General features: G+C 69.7%; 13 protein-coding genes. 6 read left to right on the top strand and 7 right to left on the bottom strand.

Translation table 11 applies throughout. The features are described 5' to 3' along the window. Positions 1-6 precede the first annotated feature (6 nt). Both NO998_RS10770 and cofD read right to left on the bottom strand, forming a co-directional pair. Positions 7-762: a tRNA-dihydrouridine synthase gene (locus tag NO998_RS10770; protein ID WP_267647146.1), complete on the bottom strand. Its 756-nt coding sequence runs from the start codon at positions 760-762 to the stop codon at positions 7-9. Next, positions 763-1860 (bottom strand): 2-phospho-L-lactate transferase, encoded by a 1098-nt coding sequence (gene cofD, locus NO998_RS10765; protein WP_267647145.1) that lies wholly within the window; start codon positions 1858-1860, stop codon positions 763-765. 90 nt (positions 1861-1950) lie between these two features. On the opposite strand from cofD, the gene NO998_RS10760 reads away from it, so the two are divergent. Next, positions 1951-3123, top strand: coding sequence for an HD domain-containing protein (locus tag NO998_RS10760; RefSeq protein ID WP_267647144.1), 1173 nt, complete (start codon positions 1951-1953; stop codon positions 3121-3123). Positions 3124-3262: 139 nt separating this feature from the next. Here NO998_RS10760 and NO998_RS10755 read toward each other — a convergent pair whose 3' ends face one another. After that, a complete protein-coding gene (locus NO998_RS10755) occupies positions 3263-4123 on the bottom strand; it encodes an alkaline phosphatase family protein (protein WP_267647143.1) in 861 nt (286 codons plus the stop codon). Between the two features lie 105 nt (positions 4124-4228). Between NO998_RS10755 and NO998_RS10750 the strand changes: the two genes are divergently transcribed. Continuing rightward, positions 4229-4987: a coenzyme F420-0:L-glutamate ligase gene (locus tag NO998_RS10750; protein ID WP_267647142.1), complete on the top strand. Its 759-nt coding sequence runs from the start codon at positions 4229-4231 to the stop codon at positions 4985-4987. Between the two features lie 24 nt (positions 4988-5011). Here NO998_RS10750 and NO998_RS10745 read toward each other — a convergent pair whose 3' ends face one another. After that, positions 5012-5218 (bottom strand): DUF8024 family protein, encoded by a 207-nt coding sequence (locus NO998_RS10745; RefSeq protein WP_267647140.1) that lies wholly within the window; start codon positions 5216-5218, stop codon positions 5012-5014. 86 nt (positions 5219-5304) lie between these two features. Here NO998_RS10745 and NO998_RS10740 point away from each other — a divergent pair, with 86 nt between their 5' ends. Beyond that, positions 5305-6576, top strand: a complete 1272-nt coding sequence (locus tag NO998_RS10740; RefSeq protein ID WP_267647139.1) for a DNA double-strand break repair nuclease NurA — start codon at positions 5305-5307, stop codon at positions 6574-6576. Here the strand turns inward: NO998_RS10740 and NO998_RS10735 are convergent. Continuing rightward, positions 6573-6902, bottom strand: a complete 330-nt coding sequence (locus NO998_RS10735; protein WP_267647138.1) for a DUF7113 family protein — start codon at positions 6900-6902, stop codon at positions 6573-6575. The genes NO998_RS10740 and NO998_RS10735 overlap by 4 nt on opposite strands. Positions 6903-7020: 118 nt before the next feature. On the opposite strand from NO998_RS10735, the gene NO998_RS10730 reads away from it, so the two are divergent. Next, on the top strand, positions 7021-8877 hold the full coding sequence (locus tag NO998_RS10730; protein WP_267647137.1) for an ATP-binding protein: 1857 nt from the start codon (positions 7021-7023) through the stop codon (positions 8875-8877). 78 nt (positions 8878-8955) lie between these two features. Here the strand turns inward: NO998_RS10730 and NO998_RS10725 are convergent, their stop codons facing one another. Continuing rightward, positions 8956-9624: a COG1361 family protein gene (locus tag NO998_RS10725; RefSeq protein ID WP_267647136.1), complete on the bottom strand. Its 669-nt coding sequence runs from the start codon at positions 9622-9624 to the stop codon at positions 8956-8958. Then, the gene (locus tag NO998_RS10720; protein WP_267647135.1) at positions 9624-11642 is read right to left on the bottom strand and encodes an outer membrane protein assembly factor BamB family protein; all 2019 of its coding nucleotides are present in this window, start codon (positions 11640-11642) and stop codon (positions 9624-9626) included. Before NO998_RS10720 ends, NO998_RS10725 begins: the two co-directional genes overlap by 1 nt. A gap of 152 nt (positions 11643-11794) precedes the next feature. Between NO998_RS10720 and NO998_RS10715 the strand changes: the two genes are divergently transcribed. Both NO998_RS10715 and NO998_RS10710 read left to right on the top strand, forming a co-directional pair. Further along, positions 11795-12235 (top strand): universal stress protein, encoded by a 441-nt coding sequence (locus tag NO998_RS10715; protein ID WP_267647134.1) that lies wholly within the window; start codon positions 11795-11797, stop codon positions 12233-12235. A 99-nt stretch (positions 12236-12334) separates the two neighbouring features. After that, entirely contained in the window at positions 12335-13021 is a 687-nt protein-coding gene (locus NO998_RS10710) for a nitroreductase family protein (RefSeq protein WP_267647133.1), read from the top strand. The last annotated feature ends 26 nt before the right edge of the window (positions 13022-13047 follow it).

Raw genomic sequence — 13047 nt, 5'->3', positions numbered from 1 at the left:
TCCGTATCAGTCCGCAGACTGGCCTTTCTGCCGCCGGCTCGCGGCGACGGCGTCGGCGACGCGTTCGAGGACCGCGGGGTCGTCACTCGGCCGACCGACGCTGACCGCGTCGGCACCGAAATCGAGGTACTCCCGGACGCTCGCCTCGTCGCGAACGCCGTTGTTGGCGATCAGGAAGCAGTCGGTCGCCGCCGCGAGGTCGGCGACGACGGACTCGCTGTCCATCGCGTCGACGTGGAGCGCGTCGGCGCCGGCGGCCTCGACCCGACCGGCCACGTCGACGAGGTCGACGCCGTCGAGTTCGGTTCGGACCTTCACGCTCACGTCGGCGCCCGCCGACGCGGCCGCTTCGACGAGTGGGACGAGCCGATCCGGGTTCCGGAGCAGCGTCTCGCCCGCGCCGGCGGCACAGAGTTCGGCCTGCCGGCAGTGGGCGTTGATCTCGACGATTGCGTCGTGCTCGGCGGCAACCGCGGCGACCTCACGGACCGGCGCCGCCGTCGTCGACCGGACGTTGATCCCCGGCCGCACGTCCACACCCGAAAGCGCCGACAGTTGCCGGTCGACGAACGCGACCGGGTCGGCGGGAAGGAACTCGGAGCGGTCGCGGTCGGCGACGATGCCCCGTGCGGCCGCCCGGGTCGGCTCGTCCAGCGAGACGCCGCCGAGAAAGGCTGCGCCGGCCCACTCGGCGCCCTGTTTCGCCCACTCGGCGTCGGCCTCGCCCGAGAGCGACGCCAGCGCGAGCCGTGGCTCGAACACCTATCGTTCACCTCCGCCGACCGCGGGAAGCTCGCTCGTATCGACGTCGTCGCCGTCCAGTTCGGTTGGGTCGTCGACGCCGACGAGACCGAGGGAAGCCGGGGACGCGCCGACGGCTGCCAGCGCGAGTGCGCAGGCCCGGGCGACCCGCTCGGCGTCGGCGGGTCCGTCGATCTTCGTGTCGGTCCGGACGACCGGGCGGTCCAGTTCGGTGGCGTCCTCGCTGTCGAGCACGAACGCGTCCGCGAAGCCGTACGTCTCGGCGACGCCCGCCGTCGAGGGTTCGGCGCCGACGCCGGCCATCAGGTCCGCGACTGGGCCGGAGAACGGCTCGTCCTCGCAGAACGGCGAGACGGCCACGACTGGCGTCGCGTCGAGCGCGTCGTCGACGCCCGGGAGCGCCCGGATCGGCCCGACCGAGGTGACGGGGTTCGAGGGGCCGACGACGACGGGATCGGCGAGCGCTTCGCGGACTGCGGTGGTGGGTTCGGCCTCGCCCGCGCCGCGGAACTCCACGTCCTCGACGGTCGGTGCAGCCCGATTGGCCACCCAGTACTCCTGGAAGTGCATCTCGCCCTCGGGCGTGTGGATGATAGTGGCGACGGGGTCGTCGCTCATCGGCAGCAGGTCGATGTCGAGGTCGAACGCGTCGGCGAGGGTTCTGGTGGCCTCGGTCAGCGTGTGCCCCTCGTCGAGCAGCGAGGTGCGGGTGATGTGGACCGCGCGGTCCCTGTCGCCGATGGTCATGAACTCGGCAATCCCGGAGAAGCGCCGCCAGCGGGCGATCTCCCGACCGCTCGTCTGAGCCGGTTCGGGGAGGTAGCGCGGTCCCTCTTCGAGCCCCGCCGCGTCGGCGAGTCGGAACAGTTCGTCGTCGGTCTCGTGGGTGTCGCCGTCGATCCCCCACCACCGGTCGCGGTCGAGGACGCCGCCGCCGTCGAACAGCACGGTGTCGAGGTCCGGCGAGACCAGCAGGCCGCCCAACTCCACGTCGTCGCCGGTGTTGCCGACGACGGCGACCGAGTCGCGGGCGAAGACCGGCTCGTCGCCCGAGAGCAGTTTGGGGGTGCCGGTCCCCCCCGCGAGGAACGTGACCATGCACGGGCTATCGGCGGCGCGGGGTTGAAGCTTCCTCTCCCGGCGACGCCGCACCGGGGCGACTTTGAACCTCGCCGCCGGGGTCCCCGTATGAACGCGATCAAGGACTCCGTCCACGACTGGATCACCCTCTCCCCGGTCGCGGCGGACCTGCTGGACACGCCCGCCTTCCAGCGGCTCCGGCACATCAAGCAGCTCTCGACGGTCCGGCTGGTCTACCCCTCGGCCTCCCACACGCGCTTCGAGCACTCGCTGGGCGTCTACCACCTCGCAGAGCAGGCGCTCAGCCACCTACGCGTCGACGGCGACCGCGCCGACCATGTCCGCGCGGCGGCGCTGCTGCACGACGTCGGTCACGGCCCCTACGGCCACCAGACCGAGGAGGTCATCATGCGCCGCGCCGGCCGGCACCACGACGAGATCGGCGACGTGATCGAGAACTGCGGCATCGCCGACACCCTCCGGAGTCACGACCTCTCGCCGACCCGTGTCGCCGAACTCGTCCGCGGCGAGGGCGAACTCGGCCAGCTCGTTTCGGGGGAACTCGACGTGGACCGGATGGACTACCTCGTCCGGGACGCCCACCACACCGGGGTTCCGTACGGCTCGATCGACCACGGACGGCTCGTGCGCTCGCTGCGCTACCGCGACGGCGAACTGGTGCTCGCGGAGGGGAACGTCCGGACCGCCGAGTCGCTCCTGCTCGCCCGCGGGCTGATGAACGGGATCGTCTACCGGCACCACGTCTCCCGGATCGCGGGCTCGATGCTCGAACGGGCCGCCGAGGCGCTGCTGGACCGCGAGAACGGCGTGGGGATCGACGAGTTCGCCCGGATGGCCGACCACGACCTGCTGGTCGCGCTCGGCGAGTACGTCCCCGACCTCGGCGGCCGGATCGAGCGCCGCGACCTCTACAAGCGCGCGGTCTGGGCGGGCCTCTCGGACACCCCGGCCCACCTCGTCGAACTGACCCACGACGACGAGCGCGCCGCCGAGCGGGAGATCGCTGACCGCGCGGGCGTCGAGGAGTCCGAAGTGATCGTCGACGTGCCCCGACGGCCGTCGATGAAGGAGTCCAACGCCCGCGTCGTCGTCGGCGGCGTGGTCCAGCGCCTGGAGGAGGCCTCCGGGCTGGTCGGTGCGATCCGGGCGGCACAGCGCGACGGCTGGCGACTCGGCGTGTTCGCGCCCGAGGGCGAGCGCGATGCGGTCGCGTCGGCGGCCGTCGACGTGCTCGGGCTACCGGAGCGCGTTCGGCGGTAGCAACCGTTCGGCGTGCTCGACGCTCGGCGATGTAGAACGGGCGGCTCGGGAGAATCCATCGTCACACGGGGCTCGGTGGGGGTAACCCTCGTCACTGCCGCCCGGCGGTGCTTGCCGCCGGCCCGGTATCAGTCGTTCGTTATTCGACTTCCAGCCACGGCACCTCGACCAGCGGGGGGATGTACGTCTCGATGTGGTGTTCCCATACCCCCTGCTCGCCGAACGCCTCGCCGTGGTCGGCGGTCACCACCACGTCGCCGTCGAGTTCGTCGATGAACGCGGCGATGTCCTCGAGCACGATCCGGAGGTTCTCCTCGTAGAGCCCCATCGCGGCCTCCTGGGTGCCGTTTTTCACCACGTCGGCGGGGTCGAGTTCGAGCCAGAGACCGGCCTTCTGGGCGAGTTCGCTGCCGTCGAGGACGCTCTCGACGTTGGTGCGGAGCGTATCGCTCATCGACGCCAGCGCGCCGCCGTCGCCGTCGCCGTTCTCCTCGGCCTCCTCCTGCTTTCGGATGCCTTTCTGGATCTGCTTGAGCTTCTGACCCTTCCCCCGGGAGAGGTAGGGCGCGTGGGGCTGCATGTAGTGTAGGACGGTCCGGTCGGCCTCCTCGACGGCCTCGCGGTTGTTCCGGAACGCTTCGCTGATCCCCTCGGGCGGGACCGTCCCGAGGTCGTCGTCCCAGCCGGTCTTCCACACGTCGAACACCTGCGAGATGTGGTCGGAGGCGGTCCACTCGTAGTCACAGCTGGCGCCCCACTTCAGTTCGTTCAGCGGGATCCCGAGATCGTTGATGAAGGGGTTCCCCGAGAAGTAGGCGATGTCGTACTGGTCGGTGAAGTTCCGGTAGGCCCACTCCGGCGTCGACGACCCGACGCTGCGGCGCTTCTCCAGATCGCCATCGAGATACTCGTCGTAGACCTCACTGAAGGCGTCGAACCGGCAGGCGTCGAGCACCAGGCAGTAGTCCCACTCGGAGTCGAGGAAGTCCTGATCCCGCATCAATTGCTCGCACGTTTAGGGCGGCTCTACGTATTCTTGTTGCTTTCCACGGACCAGTCACTTCCCTTCCACACGACTTTTGCACAGCCACACCGACCGGACGGTATGGAACTGTTCGCCGTCCCGGACTTACCGGAGATCCGCGAGGGTGACGACCTCGCGGCGATGATCGACGACCGCGTCGACCTCCGGCCCGACGACGTGGTCTGTGTCGCCTCCACGGTCGTCTCGAAGGCCGAAGGCCGGACTGCCGACCTCGCGGACTTCCCCGCTGGCCCCCGAGCGAAGGAACTGGCCCGCAACCTCGAGGAGATCTCCGGCGAGGAGAAGGACCCCCGCTTCGCCCAGGCCGTGCTGGAGAACAGCACCGACGTGGTGATGGACGCCCCCTTCATCCTCACCGAGGCGCCCTTCGGCCACGTCAGCGTCAACGCGGGGATCGATCGCTCGAACGTCCCGGACCACGACCTGCTGCTCCTCCCCGAACGGCCGAGTGAGTCGGCCGAGCGCATCCACGAGAACCTCGACGCGTCGCCGCCGGTGCTAGTGACCGACACCTCCGGGCGCTCGTTCCGGCACGGCCAGCGCGCGGTCACGCTCGGCTGGGCGGGAATGCCCGCCTCGCGGGACTGGCGCGGCGAGACCGACCGCGACGGCCACGAGCTGCAGGTGACCGTCCAGAGCGTCGTCGACGAACTCGCGGGCGCCGCGAACCTCGTCTCCGGCGAGGGCGACGGCGGCACCCCCGTGATCGTCGTGCGGGACTGGGAGTTCGGCGACCACGGCGGTAGCGACAACCTCTTCCGGGACCTGCGCGGGGATTTCGTCCGGCAGGCGCTCCGGGAGTGGGAGTACGAGGGCTGAGAACGGGGACCGGTTTTCGGCCGACTACCGCGTCGCGCCGGCGCCGAGGAGGTCGAGCACGCCGCCGAACGCGAGGAGGCCGAGCGCCGCGCTGGCGGCGACGACGAAGAGGGCACCCATCACGACCGAAACGGCCGACAGGGGGTCCTGCGTGACGACGCCCTCGAACAGGCGCGCCATCTCGGGGAGGTCCTCGGCGATCCGGGTTGCGAACTCCTGCAGCGTAGCCATGGCCCGCGCTTGGGTCGGGGGCTACTTCGCTTTTCGGTATCGGCGCGCCGAGGGAGTTTTCCCGCGGGGCGTCCCACCGACGCCCAGTGACGCTCGACCCCATCCACGTCGACACCATCGCCCGCATCGCCGCCTCCATCGCGGGCACCGTCGACGACACCGACCACGACGAGCACGCGCTCGCGGCGTGGGAACTGCTCGACCCGCTGCGGGAGAACGGCCGGGTCGTGGTCGAACCGCTCGGCGAGCAGGCGCTCCGGGCCGCCGCCGTCGACGACGTGGCGCTGGCCGACCGCCCGTTCCCGACCACTCACGGCCTCGACGCGGGCACGCTGAACCCGACGGGGTTCAAGAACGGCCTGCTGCTCGACGTGGCACAGGCCGCGATGGCGTCGGCGCCGACGGACCTCGACCTCCACCGTTCGCGCTCGCTGGTCGCGACCGTCCACGCCAACGACGCCACACGGGAGTACGGAACCGACTGGCAGCGCTACGACGAGGGCCACAGCCGTCGGCAGGTCCTCCACGTCCCGGAAGTCGGGGAGTTCGCCGACGAGGTCACCCACGAACTCGCACTCTACCTCGCGGAGTCCTCCCACGCGCTCGAACACGCCGACAGCGTCGAGGACCTCCTCCTGCTCGACGGGCCGCTCTACCCCAAGCGGCTGTTCAACTGGGAGTCCCGGGACCCCGCGCTGGCGGAGGCGACCAAGGAGGCGGCACCGCAGGCCTTCGTCGAGAACTACGTCCGCCTCGTCGAGAGGTTCGTCGAGCGCGGCGTCCCGATCGCGGGCTTCGTCAAGAACCCCACCTCGCGCTTTTTGGTCCGTACGCTCTCGGGCAAGACGCCGACGCCGTGGACCGACGACGCCGCGCTGTTCACTCGGCTGTTGGAGCGGCGTGAGGAGCGCGTCGACGCCGACGCCGATGCGGGTGACGACCCCGCCGCGGCCCGTGACGAGTCGGACCTCACCTTCACCTCGTGGTTCCGCTCGCGTGGGTCCTCCGACGAGCCGATGTCCGTCGACGGCGACGCGATGGGGATCGAGCGCCGCCTCGCGCCCGAGGCGTACGAGGTGACCTTCTGCTACCTCTACGACCCACGAACGGACGTGACCTACAAGATCGAGGCCCCCTACGCCGTCACCCGCGACGAGGAGACGCGGGCGGCGCTCACCACGCAGCTACTCAGCGAAGTCGCCACCGAGCGCGGGCCGCCGGAGGCTATCGGGAAGGCCGACGAACTGGCGAAGATCGGCGCCGGCGAGAAGACCGCGATCCGGCGGAAGTTCGAGGAGACGTTCGGCAGCGAGTCCCGGATGACCTACGACCGCCTGCGCTGGGACGGCGAAGATTAGGCTGCCTGCTCCTCCTCGATCTCGATCTCCACGTCGTCGACGCCGATGCGGGCGAACTGGGTCCGGATGTGCTCGCGGGCGGCGTCGAGGGCCCCCTCGCGCGTATCGAAGCCGCGAGCCATCGGCGACTCGAAGGCGATCCGGATCTCCTCACCGTCGATCTCGATCGGCGAGCCGCCGCTCTCGACCTCGTAGAAGGCGTCACAAACCCAGACGTAGGCGGCGTCCTCGTCCGGTGCACCCTTGTAGGACGGCGGCTCCTCGCCGCGCTCGAACACCGTGCCGGTGAGGGCCGTCCCGCCGCCGCTGCCGTGGACGTGGATCATACATCACCTAACCCGGCGGGGCCTTTAGGAGTGCTGCCCACGGCCGACCGGGCTGCGGCGGGCCGCGCCGTCGGAGGCAGGGGAAAGGCGTATGCCGGGAGCCGCCCACCTCCGGTCCATGAGCGATTCGGGTGACCTCGGGGACTTCACCGACTTCGACGGCGGCGACGACGACCCGGCCGCGAACGGCGCCGGAGACGATGCCGGGACGGCCGACGGCGCCGCGAGCGTCGGCGGCGACACCGGCGACGCCGACACCGACGCCGACTTCGAGCGCTACGACGCCGAACCGGCCGGCAGCGACGCGGGCCTCGGGACCGTCTCGGTGTCACAGGGCCTCCGTGTCTCACAGGACGGCGACGAGACGCGGCTGCGGGCGTTCATCACGACCGGGAACCGAGAGTCCGTCCGGCTCGGGAGCTACCTGCTCGTCCCCTACCCCGACGACGAGACGCTGTTCTGTTCGATCGCCGCCCTGGAGTACGCCCAGGAGTTCCAGTCCGACGACGCAACCGAGATCCACGCCCGCCGGCAGATGCGCCGCGAGGGGTTCGAGGAGCGCGACTACAAGTTCATGGCCGAGTTGGAGCCGGTCGCCGTCATCTACGAGGAGGGCGGCGAACTCAAGCGACGGATGACCGACCGCGTGCCCAAGCCCGGCGCGCTCGCCCGCGAGGCCGCCGACGAGGAGCAGATCAAGACCGGCCTGAAGATCCCCGGCGACGGCGTGTTCCTCGGACACCTCTCCGTTGGCGGGGAGAAGGTCCGTACCGCGGCGGAGCCTCCGACCGTCGACTACCGCGTGAAGGACGACTACGCCGAGGGCGACCCGCTCGTGTTCCGCCACACGCTCGTCGCCGGCGGCACCGGATCGGGGAAGACTCACGCCTCGAAGAACGTCCTGCGGCAGTATCTCGCCGAGGACCGATCCTACCCGATGGACGACGGCCGGGCGGTCTCGCCCGCGGTGGTCCAGTTCGACCCGCAGGACGAGTACGCCCAGATGCACGACGACAACCCCGGGATGAGCGACCAGTTCGCTCGGCAGCTCGACCGGGAGGGGATCGCCCACGGCGGCCACGACGACACCATCGCGCTGGTCCCCGTCGAGGACGGCGTGAGCTACGGCGGCGAGAACCACCGCGCCGAGCAGGTGCGCTTCACCATCCCGTTCTCGGTCGTCGACGAGTACGATATGCCGTGGCTCGTCGCCGGCGGCGGCTTGAACGACAACCAGTACCCCGCGCTCCTGACGCTGCTCAACCGCTTCTTCAGCGACTACGGCCACAACGGAACCTACCAGCAGTTCCTCAGCTACCTCGACGACCCGGGGCTACAGGAGGAACTTCACGAGTCGGGCCGGGTCCACGAGGCCACCTTCGACGCCGTCAAGCGCCGCGTTCGGGGAATCCCCAACGGCATCTTCGATCAGGACGCCCGACCGATCACCGAACTGGACCACGAACTGGTCCGCCCCGGCGGCCTGACGGTCGTGCCGACCTACCACCTCTCGACCTCGCGGGCCAAGGAGATGTTCGTCCTCGCGGTCTCCTCGCTGCTCGTCGACGACAAGCTCTCGAACTCCCCGAACAGCGAGCGCATCAAGGAGACGCCGCTGGTGCTCGGGATGGACGAGGCCCACAACTTCCTCTCGAACGCCGACAACGTACAGGCCCAGAAGGTCGTCCAGAAGTTCACCGAGGCCGCCAAACAGGGCCGGAAGGAGCGCCTCGGTCTGTTCCTGATCACGCAGGACCCACAGGACATCGCCGAGCCGGTGTTCAAACAGGTGAACTCGAAGGTCGTGCTCAACCTCGGCGACGAGGACGCCATCTCCTCGGTCAACATCCCCTCGGCGTTGGCCCAGAAGGTGCCCTACATGGAGAAGGGCCAGATGGTGGTCTACTCGCCGGACAACTCCGAGCCGGTGGAGCTGATCGGGCTCTCGGAGTGTGTCACTCGCCACGGCGAGTGAAACCGCATCCGGCGCACGGCTGAGCGCCGCCCACCGTCTCGGTCTCCCGGAGCCGACTCAACGACCGTGTCTGCCTGTTCACTCGACCTCCCGGCCGGCAGCGACGATCGCCACGACGAGTGCGACCAGCGTGGTGGCGGCGCCGAACCCGGGTGCGCTCGACGCGCTAGCCGAGGCCTGTCCCACGTCGCCGTCGGTGGCTTCGGTCGTGCCGTCGGTGTTTGCTGTCTCGGCGGTGTCGGTCCCGGCCGCCCCGTCTGTCCCGGCCGCCTCGTCGGTTCCAGCCGCCCCATCAGCGGCCGTCGTCGTCGCGCTACGCTCGGTCCGTTCCCCGGGCGTTTCGACGGTCAGTGTCGCCCGGGCCTGTACCCCGTCGGCGGTTTTCGCCACGATCGGCACTTCGTAGCTCCCGGCGGCGCTCTCGGGCACGTGGAGGTCGAACGTCATCTCGATGGTGGCGCCGGGTTCGACCGTCCCGAGCAGCCACTTCGCGTCGCCCTCCTGTGTCAGACCGGCGCTGCCGTTCCCGGCGGCGAACTCCGCAGGTAGGTCGGCGTCGACGATGTAGGCTGTGGTGTTCGACCCGGTGTGGCCGAGCGTCAGCGCCACTTCGACGCGGTCACCCGGGTCCGCTTCGATCGCCGTCGGTGTCGTCGAGAGTTCGCCGGTCGCTGCGGTGGCTCCTGACGCAGTCGCGCCGAGGACCGCCGCCGCTAGCACGAGTCCGAGCAGCACACGACGACGCATCAGGCACCACCCCCGTTACGGTACATCCGAATGAGTTCGAGTAGTAGCTGGTCGCTCACCGTCTCCCCGCCGGTGCCGCCGACGATCTGGTCGGCCTCCCAGTAGGCGAGCGCCTGCTGGACCTGCGTGGCGGTGACGCTACCGTCGTCGCCGACGAACTGGTCACGGACCGTCGTCGCCTCGCCGACGATGGTGAGTCGATACTCCTGTTCCGCGAGCGTACCGCCGGGGTCGGTCCGGAGCGTCGCCCCGACCGAGTGCTGGCCCGTATCGGCGTTTTCCGGCGGCGCCAGCGTCAGCGACACGGTCTGGGACCCGCCGGGAGCGATCGACTCCCACTCCCACCCGCCGCCAGTCCACGTCCCGTCGGCGTCGGTGTGCTCCTGGACGGGTAGCGAGTCCGGCAGCGACAGGGAGAGGGTCGCGTTCACCGCCCGTCCGCCGTTGTTCCTGACGGCGAACGTCGCGGTGAACGGCACGCCGGGGAGTCGCTCGACCAGTCCGCTCTCCGGGACGAGGCTCTCACGGCTCAGTTCCAGGCGGATGGGCTGGACGTCGATTCGGTGCTGCACCCTGGCCGACAGCCCCTCGTCGTCGACGGCCCGGAGGAGCAGGTCGTAGCGTCCTTCCTTGTCGAACGTTCGTGTCAGCGTCTCGCCCGTCGCCGTCCCGACTTCCTCGTACTCGTCACCGTACCGAGGACTCCGGTAGATCGTCCACTCGTAGCGCTCGACCGAGCCGTCAGGGTCCGTCGACCCGCTGGCGTCGAACGTCACCTCACGGCCGGCCAGGGCCGTGTCGGGGCCGTCGACGGTCGCGTTCGGGAGTTCCGTACCGTCGGCCCTCAGGCCGTAGACCGTCCCGCCCGTTTGGGTGGCCACGACGGCAGTGTCGCCGACGATCAGCGAGGCGGTCGGGTGGGTTACGTCGCTCTCGGCAACCCAACGGCGCTCGCCGGAGTCCACCGCGTACGCGAACAGCCGCCCGCTGCGAGCGCCGACGTAGACGGTGTCGCCCACGGCGACGGGCTTTCGGAACGACCGTTCGTCCGCCTGAACGGTCCAGCGTACCTCGCCAGTCGTGCGCTCGAACGCCGTGAGCCGAGCCGTCGCCTTCGACGGGCCGTTCGTGTAGGCGACGATAGCGAGTTCGTCGGTGAGTACCGGCGAATCGGGCCCGTAGCCCTGGGTCGACGCGTTCCACAACGGCTCGCCGTCGCGGGAGACCAGTGTGAGGCCCCCCTGTCGCGGGACGAAACAGCCTTCCTCGCCCAGCGCGGGCGCGTACACGATCCCCTCGCTCGGGAACTCGACCTGCCACAGGCGTTCGCCGGTCGAGCGGTCGCGCGCTTGGAACGAGCCGAAGTTGACGGTCCCGAACAGCCGATCCGGTCCCACGGCCATCGGGGAGATCCAGTCAGCCGGCGTCGCCTCCCACTCGACGTCCTGTTCCGTCGTGTCGACGGCGGCGAGGTAGCCGTTACGGCTGCTGTCGCCGAGCAGGTAGCCGCTGACGTACACCGTGCCACCGCGACTGGTCAGCCCCCACGGCTTCGCCTCCTCGTGCAGCGAGAGCGTCCACCGGGAATCACCGTTGGCGGTGTCGAGCGCACCGAACTCCCCGCCATCGACGGCGTAATACAGGGTCTCGTCACGGACCAGCGGCGGTGCCCGCGTCGTCGTATCCTCGTCGGTCAGCGCGTTCCAGGCGATCTCGCCCGTCGTTGGATCGAGCGCGTAGAGCCCCTCGCCAGCCAAGTAGGCCTGTTCGCCGTCGGTAACGCCCATCCGGGCGAACCCACTAGGCCCTGTCCCCGATCGGTCCGTCTGTTCCCACGCGAACCCACGGTCGACCGGCCCGCCGGCCGCCGCCCGATACGTCGTCTGCCGGGGGCCGCGATTGGTCTGTGACCACGGGTGGTCCGTCGCCTCGACGGTTCGGGTTTCGGCACCGATCGCTGCCCCAGCGAACGCTGCCGCGCTCAACCCGCGGAGAACCGTACGTCTCGAATACGTCATGTTACCAACGGACTTGCCACTCGTTATCAAACTATTGGTGACATGGTTCGCCCGGTCCTCCGGGGGACTGCGCCGCGACCGCGGCGCAGTCACCGGCAACTGCCCCCGGGTCCGCCACCTCGCTTTTCACACAGGCCGTCGAACGACCGGGCATGACCAAGCGCATACTCGTCGCCTACGACGGGACGCCACAGGCCGAGGAAGCACTGGAGTTCGTCGCCGAGGAGTGGGGCGAGCACGACATCACGCTGCTGTACGTCATCAACCCAGTCGAGGCCGGCTACAGCGCCGGCGTCGGGATCCCCAGCGGCGGCGAGGAGTGGTTCGAGCAGGCACAGGAGGAGGCCGCGGAACTGTTCGAGGAGGCGGAAGCCGACTTCGACGGCGACCTCCGCACCGAGACCGCCGTGGGTCGCCCGCCACAAGCCATCGTCGAGGTCGCCGCCGGCGAGAGCGAGGACGTCGACGCGCCCGAGTTCGACCACCTCGTCATCGGTAGCCACGGCCGCACCGGCGTCTCGCGGATGATCCTGGGCAGCGTCGCGGAGAAGGTGGTCCGGGAGTCGCCCATCCCGGTCACCGTCGTCCGCTGAGGCGGAGATGCGGCGTGTTAGCGTGCGCTGCTGACACACACGCAACCTGATTACGCGCACGTCGACAAAGTACAAAACGTTCGCCGGCGTTACCCGAGCATGGAGTTCGACGACGCCGTTCTCACCCGCCGCAGCGTCCACGAGTACAGCGACGAACCGGTCGACGACGACACCATCGAGGCCGTCTTCGAGCAGGTTCGCTACAGCCCGTCCAGTTTCAACCTCCAGCCGTGGGAGTTCCTCGTGCTGACCGAGGACGGGAACCGCGAGCGCCTACAGGAGGTCGCGTACGGGCAGGAACACGTCACCGACGCGCCCGTCGCGATCGCGGTGCTCGCAAACACCGACCCCAGCACGCACGGCGAGGCCGTCGCCGAGGACCAACTCCGGAAGGGCTACCTCCCCACCGAGGAGGCAAAGGAGAACCTCCTCGAGACGTTCGAGGGGATGGCCGAGCGCGACGAGGAGACCAACCGGACCTGGGCCACCAACAGCACCGCGCTGGCGGCGATGACCCTGATGCACGCCGCGCGTGCCCAAGGCCTGTCGACCTGCCCCATCGGCGGCTTCGACCCCGATGCGTTGCACGACGCGTTCGACATCGACGAGCAGTACGAGCCCGTGATGCTGGTCACGATGGGTCACGCCGCGCCCAACGCCGAGGACACCAACAGCCCGCGGAAGTTCCGCCGCACCGTCGACGACATCGTCCACCGCGAGGAGTTCGAGCCGACGGCGGCCGAACTCGACGACGAGCCGGTGACGGAAAGCTACGCGACGCAGTAAGCCGATCGCGTCGACGAGAGCGGAGC

Source organism: Halolamina litorea (assembly GCF_026616205.1).
In the GTDB taxonomy this organism is placed as follows: Archaea; Halobacteriota; Halobacteria; order Halobacteriales; family Haloferacaceae; genus Halolamina; species Halolamina litorea.
This window is presented reverse-complemented; position numbering and strand designations above follow the sequence as displayed.

Coding starts and splice junctions, on each gene's coding strand:
- cofD (WP_267647145.1), bottom strand. CDS start 1,860: ATGGTCACGTTCCTCGCGGGGGGGACCGGCACCCCCAAACTGCTCTCG.
- NO998_RS10760 (WP_267647144.1), top strand. CDS start 1,951: ATGAACGCGATCAAGGACTCCGTCCACGACTGGATCACCCTCTCCCCG.
- NO998_RS10755 (WP_267647143.1), bottom strand. CDS start 4,123: ATGCGGGATCAGGACTTCCTCGACTCCGAGTGGGACTACTGCCTGGTG.
- NO998_RS10750 (WP_267647142.1), top strand. CDS start 4,229: ATGGAACTGTTCGCCGTCCCGGACTTACCGGAGATCCGCGAGGGTGAC.
- NO998_RS10745 (WP_267647140.1), bottom strand. CDS start 5,218: ATGGCTACGCTGCAGGAGTTCGCAACCCGGATCGCCGAGGACCTCCCC.
- NO998_RS10735 (WP_267647138.1), bottom strand. CDS start 6,902: ATGATCCACGTCCACGGCAGCGGCGGCGGGACGGCCCTCACCGGCACG.
- NO998_RS10730 (WP_267647137.1), top strand. CDS start 7,021: ATGAGCGATTCGGGTGACCTCGGGGACTTCACCGACTTCGACGGCGGC.
- NO998_RS10725 (WP_267647136.1), bottom strand. CDS start 9,624: ATGCGTCGTCGTGTGCTGCTCGGACTCGTGCTAGCGGCGGCGGTCCTC.
- NO998_RS10720 (WP_267647135.1), bottom strand. CDS start 11,642: ATGACGTATTCGAGACGTACGGTTCTCCGCGGGTTGAGCGCGGCAGCG.
- NO998_RS10715 (WP_267647134.1), top strand. CDS start 11,795: ATGACCAAGCGCATACTCGTCGCCTACGACGGGACGCCACAGGCCGAG.
- NO998_RS10710 (WP_267647133.1), top strand. CDS start 12,335: ATGGAGTTCGACGACGCCGTTCTCACCCGCCGCAGCGTCCACGAGTAC.